Here is a 14,462-nt window from a genome sequence, read left to right as displayed (position 1 = left end):
CTCTCAATGCCTTCGCGATCACGTTCGCGGATCGTTGGCCCGGATCAGAAACCTACTGATGAAAACGGCCGAAACACCGTTAACGAGATAGTCCCCAGGATCGTGAAAAGTCCAGTCTTCGGCGTAGCACTCTCGCGCAGTGTGTTTGACAGAAACCACAGGGACACCCGAGTTCAGTCGGTGGCGTCGGCCTTGGCTATTGCGGCGGCGAACTCGCTGACGTCGATCTCCTCGGAGACCACGGTCTTCCTGCCGTTGTAGACATCGCGGTCGATCTCGTCGTCGGCGTTGGCCACCAGCATCGCGACGAAGGTGTCGCCGTTGACGTTGAGGAATGTCCGGAAGATACCGGCGAACCAGTCCACGGCGATCAGTATGCCCACGGCTTCGAGCGGAAGATCGAGGGAGGTCGCGAGAAATGTTGCGATGACGGGGAATCCGCCGGGGACGGTGATGGTGCCCATGTTGAGCAGGATCGCCAGTCCCATGCCGAGGGCGATATCACCGACGGTGAGGTCTACATTGCCGTGCTCGCTGATATCTTCGGCGTGTCTGTCGTGGCTACTTCTTCACCGCCCCTGCGCGAGTGGTGATGTTCAGGTCGAGGACGCAGGTATTGTCGCGCGGCTCGGCGACCCGGTGCGCAAGGCCCTGTTGCGGCGGGGAACGGTCTCTCCGCGCCGTCGCTGGAGTTGCTGGCGGGATCTGGCCGCCAAGCTTCGTATCTCCGATGGCCGCCGAGTGGTTTCTGCGGATTCGCCGTTCTGTGTGTGTCGCGTCGAAGCGGCACTCCGGGTCTCGTCGTTCTGCTTCGCGGGCGCAGTTCAGGAGCTTGTGGTCCTGTTTCGGGCGCTGGTTGCTGTTTGGTCGCTGTTTGGTCGCTGTTTGTTCGGGTTGTCACCGTTTCGTGATCTATCCAGGAAATGCTCGATGCGGACATCATTAAACAGATCTACCCACCACATACCCCGTGACCAGCGTCGCCGCTCAGCGGCGTGTCGGGAGCGGGCAGTACCGTCAGGCCACCCCACCCAGGAGCAGATTATGACCAGGAGCCCTCTTCGCGAGGCGGAAGAGAACAACTTCCTCGGAACCGGATCGCTGACCGATGACGAGGTCGCCGAGTTCACTGCGACCGTCGACTATCTGCGTGCTGTCATTCCTGCCGCGTTCGGGTTGGAATGGAATGACCCGGCATTTTCGGGTGAAGGATACGTTGTGACGGAACTTCCGCGTAGTAGCGGTGGGCGGTTCTTCGACGGGTATCGCGGTGTGAGAAAGACCGCGAACGGGTACGTCGCGATCTCGGCATCCGAGCGTAACAGTGAGAGTGGGGCGGTTACCTTCAGCCGGTTCGAGGACGCGGTGAAGGGTTATGCCGCGAATATCGTCAGTTCTTTTAGAGGTCGTGGTCCCGGTTCCTTGGGATCAGTGGCGTGGATGTGGAACGGGGCGACTGGCCCCGGTGTGGTCACCGAGTCTTTGAATCCTCCGTACGACACAGATTTCCGCTTCTACCTCGCAGATGATCCGAGCGCGTGGCTCGAAGGAGACAAGGTCGCGGCGACGCTCTCACACGGGTTGGGCATGTCGATCCCCAGTTTCATTGCCGTCATCATCGCGCACCCCGCTGTTACGGCAAAGGATGCGACGGCGTGGCCGAAGTCGATACGCCCCTGAGCTTCGCGGCACCGGATGCAGGGCATGTCCAGTTGAAATCTCGGCATTCTCGTGCGGGGTTGTTGCTTGTGTGTTCCTGCCGTAATCTTGATGCATAGTGAATCAAGGAGGTGGGGCCAGTGACTGTCGATGATCAGTTCACCGACTTGCTCGCTCGACGCGGGGCACGTGATCGTGTCGCGGACCGTGATCGACTTCGGCTTATTGTCGATGCGAGTAGGCGGGGCTATACCCATCGGGTGATCAGTGATCGTCTGGGGACCGTCTCGCAAGCGACGGTTACGCGGTTGCTTCAGCGTGCGGAGCATGATCCTGATTTGGTTCGTGAGACGCCGGCTGAGGTGATAGATCGGTGTGCGGCGGGCGAAATCGACCCGGCGGAAATGATGGAACGGTTGATGGGTTGGCGGTATACCTTCGGGTATCTCCCCACCGTCAACGGCAACGAGACCGACGCCTATATCACTGGTGACTGGAACGAGGTCGAGTTGGCGTACTACCGGGGTTTCCTCACTGACGATCAGTTTCAGGCGTTGGCTGACCGTCAGAACGAGATCCTCGATCGCCTCAGTTCGCCGTGAGTGGCGTCGACGAGTTGCGTACTGCTGTCGGCATGCAGTTAGCCGCGTTGTGTGCGGAAGGCGGTGTCCTGCGGACTGATTCGGCCGACAGCACGAAATCACGTTATCGGATCAACGATCCGGCCCGGTCGAAGTTTCATCGGCAATTGTTTTCCGACTATCTCGATAGACATGAGGGTCCGAAGGAGGAAGGTTCTGCGATCATTTCGGCGGGGGTGCCGGGGGCTGGCAAATCGACCATGCTCGGCAGATACGTCGACGGTTTGAGTGAGTACCGGCTGCTTGACGCCGACATCGTGAAAGTGCCATTGATCGAGCGGGCTTTGGCTGATGGAATCTACGACGATCTCTTGTCGCGACGTCTCGACGACGGTTATCCGATCGCACCGATGGAGTTGGCGGCGCTCGTGCATCGTGAGTCGGCGGATCTGATCGACATCATTCGCAGGGATTGTCTCGGGCGTCGCGAAAACGTGATCATCGAAGGTACGTTGTCGTGGCCAGGCCAGGTCGAGGTTATTTACGATGAACTCGCTGCCGCTGGGTACAGCGAGATCCGTGTGCTGGGTGTGGAAGTCGAGCGGGAGACTGCTCACCGTCAGGCCCTCTCGCGATGGTGGGAGGGACGTAGGGCCTGGTGTGCGGGGGAGGACGCTCTTGGCGGTCGTTTCACGCCCCCGTATGCAATCGACGACGGATACAGCTCGGGCGCCGTGTCGCTGTGCGCTCGACACGCTCTCGGGATCTTGGACAGAGCGAGGGGCGGGGACGTCGACGCGGTGGAGGTGAAGATTCTCTCGCCTGCCGGCCTTGGACGCTACGACGTTGTCCGCGCGGGTGTTTATCCGGAGTCGCTCGATTCGTAGGGGGATCGTGGGCGATCGGGTCGATTGCGACGCGTTTTAGTGATGTGAAAGGACCGACCCGACGGCCCTGAATGTGGGGTTGTCGGGTCGGTTTGTGTGGTTGGACTAATGTCCTTCGTGCACAAGGCATGTCGTGTTGTGTGACGAGTAGTGCGCGAGTGTTCTACTTCGTGGGAATATCTGTGACCGCGATTGCTGTGGGGAAGGTCCAGCTCGCGATTTCGGTGTTGTATCCGAAGCTTGTGTAGAGCGTGATCTTGGAGATGGCGACATCAGGGTTCGTCAAGAGATTTGAATCGGCGAAGGGGATGAGGCCTTCGATGTGGCCGTCGAGGTCGGCGTCGCCAATTGCGGTGGGAATGCCGGTTGAGTAGTTGCCTTTGATTGTCTGCCCACTTTGGGTGGTGACTTTCCAATAGCTTGGTTGGGCGTTCAGTTTGCCGGTTGTGACATCGATGACGACTGGAAACGTCAAGGCTTTGTTGCCGGACTTCGTTGTGGTGAACGAGGGTGTGAGGATCGCCAGGTCTGCGGTGAATCCTTGGCCTGTGGCGTGTTGTGTATCGCCGATTTGTGGGGGTTTGTTGTCTGTTGGTGAGTTTGCACGGTTGCCGGTGGTGAGTGCGGTGGTGGTGCTCGAAGATGTTGTGGTGCTGGTTGGTTGAGAGTTTGTTGTTGTGTTGGCTGTTGTTGTTGTGGTGGTGGGAGCGGATTGTTCGGTGTCGTCGCTGCTGCAGCCTGTGAGGGCGAGACTTGCTGCAGTGCAAGCAATGATGGAAATTTTGGTTACGGTGTTCATGTGTTGCTGCTTTCGGGTGGTTGGGTGAAGTGGGGGTGCGCGTGTATTCGTGTGTGCATCGGTGTCAGCTGACGGGCGTCCTCAGATCGATGTCGCCCTTTGAGCATCGTGATCCGTAGCCGAGTTCTCGGGACATTACGTAGGTGGGGCTTGCGCAGTTCCAGCCGTCGAATTCGCGGATGTTCGCATTGCCGTGGGCTGAGTCGAGGGGGAGGCCCCGGTAGGTGTCCATGACGGTGAGTGCGTCCGCGCAGGAAATGGTTCCGCTGACGACGGTGAGGACTCGTCGGCCGGTGGATGCTCCGCAGGTTGTTCCTGGGGCGGCTGGGGTGGTGCTGTCTGTGTAGACGTCCATGGGGGCCCCATATGCGGTTGGCGGGGTGGTTGTGGGGATCGTGGTCGGTACTGCTGTTGTCGTGGTTTGTGTGCCGGTCAATGTGAGGTTGCCGTCGACGTAGCGGACCTGGTTGGAGTCGGCGGAGCATTCGAAACCGCCGCTGATTGCGGTGCACGTCGTATCGTCGACTGTCAGTTGGGAATTGACGGGCAGGACGGCTGCGCCGGGTGGTCCGGATTCGGTGATTGTGGGGTAGTAGCCCTGCTTCGTGAGCGCCACGGCGTTGGGAGGGCCGCTACCAAACGGTGGCACGTCGACCTCGGGAGTACCCGCAGGGAATGACACTGAGCAGGTGACGGTCCGGCCGGAGTCCGCGATGCCCGGGAACAGTACGCATTCGCGTCGAGGGGTACCCTCGACGGCGAAACGGTACCTGTCCGGTGCGAATTGGTACTGCGCGGGATCGGCGGCTGTGACGGCGGGCGGTGTCGTAGTTGTTGCGGCGCTTGTGTTGTCCGGCGTCGTGGAGACGGTTTCGTCGGAGTTCGAAGCGGTGCCGCACGCAACCACAATGGTTGCGCAGGCTACTGCGAGTCCCCCCCGAGTGACCGTTGTCAGCGATCGTTTCATTTGCTGATGAAACCATATCGGTGCCGGTCGCGTCTGGTGGCGATGTGCGATTACCTGCTCTCTTCCGCGAGTCGGGGTGCGGGTCGGGCGTTGTCGATCCCGGCCTGTCCAGGTTCAGTCGTATGGTTCCCGCGACACGGGCGTTGGGTCCGTGTCGTCATGGTCAGGAGGGTTCGAATGATTGCTGTGAGGTTGGCTGCTGTGGCGGTCGCGGTGTGGGTGGTGGTTCAGATGCAGATAGCGCCCGCGTATGTCGGATGGGTGATTGTTGTTTTTGGAGCCTATTTTTCAATTCTGTTTTGGTTGCTGCTCTTCATTGCCGTTGCGGAGTGGCGCAAACCAAGTGCAGAGCGAGTATCGGAGATTGCGACATGGCTCGGTCTCGGATTCGCGGGTTCTGGGATCGGATGGGGGGCTATCAACGGAAATTCGGTCATGCAGCTAGTTTCCGCGGTCATTGTTGTCGGCTTGTGCGTTGTGGTTGTGGTGCCCTGGGCGAGGATCGAAGCTGCACTGGTGCATGCGCGAGCACGATTTCGGTACCGCCGTTGCGGCGGTGATCCTGTGGTGTTCGGCGGTCTGCGGCGGCTGGGTGATGCGGCGCGGGGAGTGCAGCCGCGGCGGCCGCGGTGGGGCGAGCTCCGCCGGTTGAGGTTGGCGTACGAGGATGTTTCGTCTTCGATGGTCCCGGATTTTCCGTCTGAGCGTGATGTGCAGGACATCGTTGACGAACTCAATGCGCTGGACGAGGGCGCGCGGTGGGATGCTGTCGTGGCAGTTCTCGATCGGGAGTTGGTGAACCGAGTTGCCACCCTGAACTGGGATCTGGTGGAGGAGCCGTGCCAGATCGATGATGACACGCTCTTTTGGGGAGAGGTGATCCAGCTTCCTCACGAGCATCGAGTTCATATCGAGGGCCCCTGGTATTCGAGGAATGCTCCGCGATACGCGATTGTCTACAGCGAACGCCGGGCGCGTTGGGAACTTCCGTACGAGTGGAACAGCGGGTTGGATTCTGATGAGATGCTGCCATCGGATTCGAGGAAGCCTTTGGGGGAGGGATGGCAGATGTCTGTTGACAGTCGCGGCGAAGAGGTGTGGACGCTGACGATCGGATCAGACCGCACATCGTAGAGCGAGAGCTTGAAGTTCGTGCTCAGTGCAAGCTTTTGTACTGCGCGAAACGTGCGCCGGCAGAACGAGAAGGGAATCACCGGTGGGCACCTATCATCACGTGGTCTTACGCTCGGCAGCTGGCGAATACGTCGCCAGGGTAAGGCCGAGCGCATTCGGATGCGACATCAAGGTCGGTAGGGGAGGTTCGTTTGATCAGAACAGACTCCCGGCCATCATGGCGTTCGCGGAGAAGTATTTCGATAGTCCCCTGACGGCGATCTGGGTAGACGACCTGTCCTGTGACGGTTGGGAATACGACTCGTCACTGGTAGCTCCGTGGGACGGCCCGGTGTCCCTTGATGACGAACCTGAACTTCCTCACCTGGTACCGGCCAGCTCGCCAGGCCAAGCAGTCGCCGCTTGTCCGAACATCATTGTCGAGGGGATGTAACTACACGTGCTGACCGGGGATCCGAGCGAGGAAACATCGTTGTCATTGAATGAAATCCGAAGGGCCATAACGCAATCGTCAGTTCTGACGGCGAGACAAAAGCTCTCGTACCTGGGTGCGTGGTCGGTTCATGCTCGTGAGGCATCCCGTAATGCAGCCAGAGTCGAGGACTACTGGCACGCGACTGATGTTGCTGTCCGCGTCTCGGCGTTGCGCGCTTGCGTGAATTCCGTCGATCCGGAGTTGATTTCGGACTTGTTGGCGACGTTGACCCCATGCGCAGAATCTCCCGACCCCACCCCCTTCGAGGAGGCACTCAGATTCGAATTCGGGGATCCGGTTGGTACTGCGATCAACCAACTGGCTCGGGAATGGGATGCGTGGCCCAACCGTCCGTGGCCGATGTTGATGCACCACGCCGTTGACAGCACAAGCAGGTATCTGGCCTTGGATAGCCTGTCGAGGGTCGATCGTGGGAAGGCGCGGTTGGCCGCAGCTTTGGCAGTTGCGATCCCGATGGTGGTACGCAGCGAATTCGCCGAGATCGGTGTTCGGGGTCGCTATATCTTGTTGTGGCGGGGACTGGGGAAGTTCGGGGTAAGCCCTCGACGCGACGTTTGGCCTGAACTGGCGGCTCGCCGGGCACCTCACGATTACAGCGCGCAGCCTCTGTCGTCGTTTACGGCCAACTTTGAGGTTGCCTTGGATTTCGCGAGGGACGGTGAGGGCATTTTGTTGGCTGAGTTGGTTCCGCTGTCGGCCGTATTCTCCACCTCGCTGGTGTTGGGGTTCATGGGATCTGAGGTGGTCGTGCGAGATCATCGCCACCGCTGGCTGGTGCCTCTCCGCAGGGTCGAGGGCGCTTGGGTAGTTGACTACAGCCCGCCCTGATTGATTCATCTCCCGAGCGGCCGTCCAGTCTCGACGTTGCTTGCAGTTGCGTACATCTATCAGGGGTGGGGGTTCGCAGTCGGGGCGATGTTGTGGGGAGGGTTTGCTGTTTTCGCGTACTACCGTTATCGGTCGCTCTTGGGATTAGTTGTGCCTCACAGTATTTTCAATCTTGGCGTGGCGGCGGGTTGGATGGGACGGCGATGGTTGGTCGTGGTCGTGGTCGTGGTCGTGGCCGTCGCGGTCGTAGTGGTCGGCTTTGCTGTTGTCTACATCGCAGAGATCGAGAGGTCGCGTGGTTCTCGTTTGGGCACTGAGGTCGGGGTAGACGTGGGCGATCGGCAATCGCGGTCAGTTGTGTTGACCGGTGAGCCTTAAGGCCAGAAGCATCAAAGAAGGCCCTGTTCGAGTGCGTGAACAGGGCCTTTGGCAACTAGATGCATCAGAGGATTCGTCCGGGTGGGGCGCGGGACCGTGCTCAATGTCTGTGTCTGCCCATATCGTTGGGGATATGACGGAGAATCGACGCTTTCTTGATCGCCCGAAACCGTGGTTGGATGCTCCGCGCCCGGGGCCGACTGTCGTTGTCGACATCGATGGCGTCGTTGCGGATATGCACAATTTCGAGGGGTTGATCGCCGCGCCGTCATACGCCGATCGAGATTGGAAGCGGTTTCATACCCATTTCGGTGAAGCTTCCCTGAACCGCGCGGGTGGAAAGTTGGTTCGGGCGCTCGACAGTGCAGGCTTCACCATTGCTTACAGCACAACCCGCTTGGACCAATTCAATCGGACATCTGATCGGTGGATCCGGGCGAAGTCGTTGCCGCCCGGTCATATCGAATCACGGAGCTTGTGGGTGGACGGAACTGTGCGTCGGGCGTTTGATGTCAAACGTCGGCATTGGTGGCGGTGGGAAAACCACTACGCAGAGACGAGCCCGATAGTGGCCTGGATCGACGACGAACCAGACGCAGTCGACGCGCTTCGGGGGGAGGGCTGCCCGGCGTGGTTGTTCTCGGAGCTCTTCGATCGCCTCAAAGTCGGCGATGTGGTTCCTGCGCTTGCATCCGGACCGGAACCCGTTGATGTTCTCTCTGCGAGGAAGGTGGAGGCTTCGCCGCGGTGGGAGGAATTCGACGAGCGCTTCAAGGTCAAACACGCGCGGTGGCAGAAACGGCACGCGGAACGAATGCGGAGTCGCCAACAGGATCAACGAGTGGATGGCGATGGAGCTGTTCGCGTCTGAGCCATTCTGTGAAGGTGGCTCACCGCATCGACGATGACATCGATGCGGTGAGCCGGAGCACACTACGCCAGCAATGCGCCGCTGACGATGCTACTGCACTCCTGCTCGGAGGTGCGGAGATTAGGCTCAGCCGCATGACCCTCTGGTTCTTGCGCTCTCGATCCAACAAGTACGCGGTGAGAGTCGACATCGCCGCTGCTGCTGCGGATCTTCGTGGTCGAATGCGCGCTGTACGTGAGATCAGCTCTCCTACAGGCAGTGTGGACTGGGAGTCGGCGCGTGAGATCGCTGGAAAGTGTGATTCTCAATTCGTGGCGGCCGCCCGAACGCTTCCTTTTCTCGAGAGGCGCTTGGCGTTGGCTTGGGAGCGGTCACTAGTCATGAGTTGTTGGTATGCCCGAGGTAATCGACACGGCTTCGAGCTCCTTGAGGAACGAGGCTTTGCGCTTATGTCGATGCTCCCGGAAGGGGTTCAAGCGTCGGTCTGTCGCGAGTTCGTCGATGCCGTCGACCACCGCCACGAGATGGGCTCCCGCGTCGACGGGGTAGGCGAGTCGGTGTCTGCGGCGGAACCTGCGCTGGTCGAAGTGACTCAGAAAGCGTTGCGCCGACGAATGAAGGACGAGCGACAACTGATCGTGCTCGAGAGCGTGATCGGTGGCCAGTCCGGACGGATCGGTCAAAGCCTGCGGCATTATGTGCCGTGGCTCGACTTCGCGTGTGAGTATCTCGAGGACCCACGGGAGGTTCAGGAGCTGGAGATGCTTGTCGCTCGTTGGCGCATCGAGCGTTCGAAATACGTTGTGGAGAACCCGGATTATGCACACGTGCGGATTGTCGACGTGAAGACGGCGCAGGGCGGACCGCACCACAGAGAGGGCATGTAGATGAGTACCGAACCATTTCGAATCAGCGAAGGCAGCGCTCTGCACGCCGATGACCCGGATCCGTTGCGGCAGTACTGGTACACCGCTGATGACCTGGTGGATACCTTCGGTTACCGGCGGGACGCCTTGGAAGGTTTGTTCGGTGAAGAGACGCCCGGGCCTGGCGGGTTGGTGGGGTGGACGACGTCGGTGGTGTGGAAGATCGAGAGTGAAGTGATTGTGCCGGCGGTGGAATTGTTGGAGTCGAGTTTCCGCGATCAGGAGTCGATTGATCTCACGGTGTATCGGTCGTCGGCTGGCTGAGGCTCTGCGATTAACTGCCGCTTGCGGGGCCTTACATGTTGAGCTGGTTGGCCAGTCGACTGATCGGGCGCGACTCGATGCTCAGGTTCCTCGGCTGAGGAACTCCGATGATGTGCACTCCGGCGCTGGCGCGGACGTGTGCGTCGCCGTTCACGGAGACAGAGGAAGTGTCTGTCGCTGCGACGAGAGTATGGCCGGCCGCTTGGACGTGGCACTGGGAGTGGGCGAAAACGACAGCCTGATCTTCGGCGCGAATCTTGGCGTGATCGGTACCGACAATGTGGCTTTTCCCGCGCGCTTCGATGGTGACGCCATCGAATGCTTCGACGTGCGCGAATTCGTAGGCGGTGACACGGGCGCGGTGGCAGGCCTGTAGGAAGCATCGACCGGCGGCAGCGATGGATCCTCCGCTGATTCCGGCACACGATTGACCGATGATCTTCACGTCGACTCCGTGCGGGACATGCCCGAGGTCGAACCACAGGTCAGGGTCGGCGTCGATGATCAGTCGTTTGGCGCCGCCGCGGATGTGGTGGGTGTATTCGCTGAAGGTGTGAACGATCAATGCTGGACGGGAGGAACGTGCCGGGTGGAGTCGTGCGCGGCGGCGGTCAGCTTTTCCGATTGGGGCGTTCATAGGGTGATGTTGCCTCTACTGGTGAGTTTTCGAGTGGTTTTGGTGGCGGCGAGTCCGGTCACGATGCGGGAACATCGTCGTTCGAGAGCAGCACGAGCGGATTTTCAGGCATCTGAGATGTGCGGTCAGTGATAGTCCATGGCATGGACAGCGCACGCCCCAGCGGCCAAACGATGAGTTCGGAAGCCCGCGCTGTCCGGTAGAGCGGTTAGGGTCGGGTTCTGCCTGTGACCACGGGTGATGGACGCGCTGAAGGAGCTTTCCGAGATGGCCGAATCGAATGTGGAGTCGGGAAATACTGCCGACGGTGCTTCGACTTCTCTCTCCGCTGAGGAAGTCGAGTCCACAACGCCTGGCCGTGGTCAACGACCGGGGCTTGTCACCGCCGCCGACGCAGGAAGGCGGAAACCCCCTCTCTCGACGTATCTGCCGATCCTGGGTGTCATTGCTGTGAGTGTGGCGGTGTGGATCGCTGCTCGCTGGGCGTTCGGTCGTCACGAGCAGGCTGGCCTGTGGTCGGTCGCGTCGTTCGCTGCTCTGGCTGGGGCGGCGGTGAGCGTGGCGGTGCGTCCGATGATGGCAAGTTTGTGTGCACTCGTGCAGATTCCCGTGACGCCGACCAGTCGCTCGATCGGCCCGGCAGTAGCAACAGCAGGATTGTGGTTCGGGGCCGTGATGATCGCCGGCGGCGACGCGATCTTGCCGGCATGGCTCACGGTGGCGGCTTTGTCTGTCTGGGCCGCGTGGATTGACCACTTCACCTTGCGGTTCCCCTTGCCGCTGATTCGTGCAGTCACCGCGGCGGGTCTGTTGCTCGGCGCGATGGCAGTGGTGGTCGATCAGGACCCTGCCGCGGGTCTTCGTGCTGTGGTGGCCGGGGCCGCGATATTCGCCAGTTACCTGGTGTTCGCGATCATTACTCGCGGTCACCCCGGTTTGGCGGATGTGAGGTTGAGCTTCATTCTCACTGCAGCTGTCGGATGGGTCGGTTGGATGAACGTGGCTTCGGCAGTGCTGCTGCCGAATATTCTGGCGGTAGTAGGGGTGGCGGTCACCAAGGTGTTCGGAGGCAGAAAGGTCCGGGGTGTGGAGTTCGGGTTCGCTCCGTACCTCGTTGTCGGCACAGCACTCGCTATTGCCTTGCCCGCGGGCTGGTGGATGTTGTGAATCTGAGCAAGTGCGGCCGTGTAGACGAGAGGAACTGGACATGAGGTGGCGCCGGCGGAATCGTTTTCATTCACCGAATCGGGTGGAACGGGTGAATGAGTTCCTTGATCATGTCCAGGAGGTCGCAGACCGCGCTCTGCCGGCATCGGATGCTCCGGGATCGGCCGGTGTGCGACGTCTGCACGTGGTCGTCTCGATGATTCGTGAGCTGGAGGAGGACTTGCGCACTCACAACGCCATCGCAGGCACGACAGTCGAGTCGGTCAGTCTGGGACAGTTCTACGTGATGACCGCGCACGGATGCGCAGCACGGCTCGCGGCGGATCTCGATGCGGAAGACACTCCGGAGCGCGATGACGAAAGACTTGCCGCACTGGATGAATTTCATGCTCTTCAAGCAGCCACCGGAATCACCGTCAATGTTCACCGGATGCCTACTTCTCCGGAAGGGATCAAGGTTCTGACGGAGTTGGTACGACGAGCTCACAGCGGCGACATGACGCCGGCGCATGTCGAGAATGTGAGTGAGGTCGGTAGATTCGGTGCACTTCTCGACTGCCCTGTCCCTGATCGCGAGCTTCGCGGGCTGGTCGAACACTTCGAACGTTTGGCGAACGAGGCGTCCGGTCCTATCGGTTCTCGGATGCCGGTGGTGCGTGCTCGAACATTGGTGACATTCTTCGATCAGTATGCGGCCAGACTGATCGGCACAGGTTCGAATACGTTGGCAGCGCCGCATGTCCTCGAACACGCAACGGTGTGTGAGTTGTCCGAGCGCGCACGCTGGCATCTCGATCGAGTAAGAAGCATCCGACGCTAGGGGTTGAACACTTCAGGATTGTTTCGGAACACGAATGCTTCTCGGACGGGGAAGTGGAGGAGAGGATTGCAGCATGGACGAGCGAGCGAGGGACGCGAAGTCAGATGTCGTGCAGACTGAACTTCCGTGCGAGTTCTGCGCCGAGCACCCGCAGTACTTTGCCGGTGACCCTGTCGGTTTCGTGCGCGCAGCGAGGTGGGCAGCGGTGGTCAAAGACTGTTGTCATGGCAACGCCCCCGTGGACTATCTACTGTGCGACGAACATTGGGCCATGATCCGTTTTCAGCAGTTGCCCGGCCAGTGCCGACGATGTGGGCGTATCGCCTACTCGGTAGCCGATATTGTCAGCACCGAGATTCCACTCGGCCGGACTGCTGAAGGCGCATGGCCGTTGGTGGGGCGTGACATCCCTGTTCCTCGATTCGCTGAATAGGTCCCGCGACAGACTTTGTGAAGGGTGAACAGCAGCGTGTTGATCATGGCGCTCGGAGAAGGTTTGACGCAGGGGCAGGCAACGATCATCGCGGCGGGGATCGCAGTGGGGGCGGCGAGCATCGCGTTCTTGGGAATCCTTGTGAAGGCCCGATCCGACAGAGCGTTGCATGAGGCCACCCTCGGTGAGGATCGTGCAGTCCAGCATCGACAGCAGGTGACCGACGCTCTCTTGTCCGCACTGGAGGCGATGAACCGGGCTGATGAGTTGGTGTCGAGTAATAACCCGACCATGGAGCGGAACTCTGATGCCTACCGTGACCGCGACAGCCGATACTACGCATGCGTTTCTGCGACGTTGAAACTGCAGATATTGGGGCTGGAGGATGCGCACTTAGCGATGTCCGAGTTTACGGGTTCGCTTGGTCTCCACTGGATTATCGCTGACAACGATGTAATTGCGCGACCGCACTGGGACACGTTCGGAAAGATCAGCGAAGCAAAGGCGTCGTTGCCGTATACGTTCAGCAGCACGCTGGCGCAGTTGGATCACCGGGCGTTGCACCCCTGAACGGGAGACCGTTTGAGGGCCGTCGAGGATCACGAAAACTGAAGCGGCTCTTGGTTTGATCAGGTTGTGAGTGCAGACTTCGTCCGTGAGGATTGGTGTGCGATCTGCACCGCCTGAACGCAGGCCGTGTCCCCTAGCTGGGTGCCGTGGCACCTAGTCAATCGGTCAGGCCGGCGGCGAAGTGATCACCACTAGACAACGAGGGCGTTGTAGGCGGCGTGGCTGGCGATCGAGGGGATCAGTGACCTTGTCCAGATGGCAAGACCGCCCCAGAGAAGTCCGGAGATCACCATGTGTGTTGCATTGGCGGCGGAGAAAGTGTCGTGCCCTATGCCGAAGTTGAAGCCGAGAAGGATCCACAGTCCGGTGACCATCATGAGTGCTGCCCATTTCGGCCAGCCGTTGCGAAAGTATCGGCGTACGAGAACGACTGCGGCGATCAGCGGTCCACGCCACCGGAATTTCTTCTGTGACGACTCCGGAGATCAGTGTGAGACCAGGGATGTGAGATGCCCAGCCCGCGGTCCACCAGGTGGATCGTTCGGCGTCCGCGGCAAGTTGTTCAGGGGATTGGTGTGTTCCTACCGTCTCGACTACGAGGTCGAGAATCGGTCCTTGCAGCAGTGCGGTGATCGCCAGGGTGGCGATGGTGACGGCGACAAGGTTCGCGACGGTTGGGGGTTGTGGGAGTACGCAGCCGATGCTGCGTGCAGCGCACCGGGCTCGGGCAAGGACGATACGAGTGTTCTTGGTAGCGACACCGAAGATCGGCCGCATGAGGGACAGGAGCAGCACAGCCCCGAATACGAATGCGACAAACAGTACGACAAAAGATGCGATGTTGCCCTCTTGAGCGGACACGACGGGTACGCCTGTCATGTAAATGAGAAATGCGCCAAGGCAGAACCCCGAGAGCGCCCGTTGAAGACCGATCGTGAAGACGGCGAACCGGTGTGGCGTTGCATACGTGTGTACGAGCTCACCGAAGGTTGTTCGGGACTTTGCGGGCACAGCGGCGGCCCTTTCCGGTTCGAGTGCATGAGTG

At 60.1% G+C, this 14,462-nt stretch carries 17 protein-coding genes; 12 read left to right on the top strand and 5 right to left on the bottom strand.

All coding sequences use genetic code 11. The features are described from left to right. Positions 1–173: 173 nt before the first annotated feature. A complete protein-coding gene (locus ABTX60_RS37530) occupies positions 174–539 on the bottom strand; it encodes a cation:dicarboxylate symporter family transporter (protein WP_350835113.1) in 366 nt (121 codons plus the stop codon). Between the two features lie 505 nt (positions 540–1,044). Between ABTX60_RS37530 and ABTX60_RS37525 the strand changes: the two genes are divergently transcribed. The 3 genes from ABTX60_RS37525 to ABTX60_RS37515 all read left to right on the top strand — a co-directional run bounded on the left by ABTX60_RS37525 (position 1,045) and on the right by ABTX60_RS37515 (position 3,127). Then, a complete protein-coding gene (locus ABTX60_RS37525; RefSeq protein WP_003944227.1) occupies positions 1,045–1,680 on the top strand; it encodes a hypothetical protein in 636 nt (211 codons plus the stop codon). Positions 1,681–1,799: 119 nt separating this feature from the next. Further along, positions 1,800–2,261: a helix-turn-helix domain-containing protein gene (locus ABTX60_RS37520; RefSeq protein ID WP_003944279.1), complete on the top strand. Its 462-nt coding sequence runs from the start codon at positions 1,800–1,802 to the stop codon at positions 2,259–2,261. Next, positions 2,258–3,127, top strand: a complete 870-nt coding sequence (locus tag ABTX60_RS37515; protein ID WP_003944226.1) for a zeta toxin family protein — start codon at positions 2,258–2,260, stop codon at positions 3,125–3,127. The genes ABTX60_RS37520 and ABTX60_RS37515 overlap by 4 nt, the downstream gene beginning before the upstream one ends. 163 nt (positions 3,128–3,290) lie before the next feature. On the opposite strand, the gene ABTX60_RS37510 is transcribed toward ABTX60_RS37515, so the two are convergent. Further along, positions 3,291–3,926: a hypothetical protein gene (locus ABTX60_RS37510; RefSeq protein WP_003944246.1), complete on the bottom strand. Its 636-nt coding sequence runs from the start codon at positions 3,924–3,926 to the stop codon at positions 3,291–3,293. Between the two features lie 64 nt (positions 3,927–3,990). Beyond that, entirely contained in the window at positions 3,991–4,893 is a 903-nt protein-coding gene (locus ABTX60_RS37505; RefSeq protein ID WP_037131378.1) for a hypothetical protein, read from the bottom strand. A gap of 177 nt (positions 4,894–5,070) precedes the next feature. On the opposite strand from ABTX60_RS37505, the gene ABTX60_RS37500 reads away from it, so the two are divergent. From ABTX60_RS37500 to ABTX60_RS37480, 5 genes are all read left to right on the top strand, one after another. Continuing rightward, positions 5,071–6,027 carry a hypothetical protein gene (locus tag ABTX60_RS37500; RefSeq protein WP_350835108.1) on the top strand — a complete coding sequence of 319 codons (957 nt, stop codon included), beginning with the start codon at positions 5,071–5,073 and terminating at the stop codon, positions 6,025–6,027. Between the two features lie 439 nt (positions 6,028–6,466). Continuing rightward, positions 6,467–7,351, top strand: coding sequence for a hypothetical protein (locus ABTX60_RS37495; RefSeq protein WP_003944243.1), 885 nt, complete (start codon positions 6,467–6,469; stop codon positions 7,349–7,351). 511 nt (positions 7,352–7,862) lie between these two features. Then, positions 7,863–8,600, top strand: a complete 738-nt coding sequence (locus ABTX60_RS37490) for an HAD family hydrolase (RefSeq protein ID WP_245220017.1) — start codon at positions 7,863–7,865, stop codon at positions 8,598–8,600. A gap of 134 nt (positions 8,601–8,734) precedes the next feature. Then, complete coding sequence (locus tag ABTX60_RS37485) at positions 8,735–9,487, top strand: hypothetical protein (RefSeq protein WP_232508934.1); 753 nt, start codon at positions 8,735–8,737, stop codon at positions 9,485–9,487. Beyond that, positions 9,488–9,790, top strand: coding sequence for a hypothetical protein (locus tag ABTX60_RS37480; RefSeq protein WP_003941817.1), 303 nt, complete (start codon positions 9,488–9,490; stop codon positions 9,788–9,790). A 31-nt stretch (positions 9,791–9,821) separates the two neighbouring features. Here ABTX60_RS37480 and ABTX60_RS37475 read toward each other — a convergent pair whose 3' ends face one another. Further along, positions 9,822–10,355: a hypothetical protein gene (locus tag ABTX60_RS37475; RefSeq protein WP_003941814.1), complete on the bottom strand. Its 534-nt coding sequence runs from the start codon at positions 10,353–10,355 to the stop codon at positions 9,822–9,824. A gap of 312 nt (positions 10,356–10,667) precedes the next feature. On the opposite strand from ABTX60_RS37475, the gene ABTX60_RS37470 reads away from it, so the two are divergent. The 4 genes from ABTX60_RS37470 (at position 10,668) to ABTX60_RS37455 (ending at position 13,417) form a co-directional block, all read left to right on the top strand. Next, positions 10,668–11,594 carry an A24 family peptidase gene (locus ABTX60_RS37470; protein ID WP_350835330.1) on the top strand — a complete coding sequence of 309 codons (927 nt, stop codon included), beginning with the start codon at positions 10,668–10,670 and terminating at the stop codon, positions 11,592–11,594. Between the two features lie 91 nt (positions 11,595–11,685). Further along, positions 11,686–12,414, top strand: a complete 729-nt coding sequence (locus ABTX60_RS37465) for a hypothetical protein (RefSeq protein WP_298783396.1) — start codon at positions 11,686–11,688, stop codon at positions 12,412–12,414. Positions 12,415–12,487: 73 nt separating this feature from the next. Next, positions 12,488–12,847: a hypothetical protein gene (locus tag ABTX60_RS37460; RefSeq protein ID WP_209923480.1), complete on the top strand. Its 360-nt coding sequence runs from the start codon at positions 12,488–12,490 to the stop codon at positions 12,845–12,847. Positions 12,848–12,871: 24 nt separating this feature from the next. Beyond that, the gene (locus tag ABTX60_RS37455; RefSeq protein ID WP_351644512.1) at positions 12,872–13,417 is read left to right on the top strand and encodes a hypothetical protein; all 546 of its coding nucleotides are present in this window, start codon (positions 12,872–12,874) and stop codon (positions 13,415–13,417) included. Between the two features lie 191 nt (positions 13,418–13,608). Here ABTX60_RS37455 and ABTX60_RS37450 read toward each other — a convergent pair whose 3' ends face one another. Beyond that, on the bottom strand, positions 13,609–13,857 hold the full coding sequence (locus tag ABTX60_RS37450) for a CPBP family glutamic-type intramembrane protease (protein WP_351644517.1): 249 nt from the start codon (positions 13,855–13,857) through the stop codon (positions 13,609–13,611). Between the last annotated feature and the right edge of the window lie 605 nt (positions 13,858–14,462).

It is taken from the genome of Streptomyces sp. NPDC126510 (assembly GCF_040302345.1).
In the GTDB taxonomy this organism is placed as follows: domain Bacteria; phylum Actinomycetota; class Actinomycetes; order Streptomycetales; family Streptomycetaceae; genus Streptomyces.
Note: the sequence above shows the minus strand (reverse complement) of the source record. Positions and strands in the feature narration are given on the sequence as shown.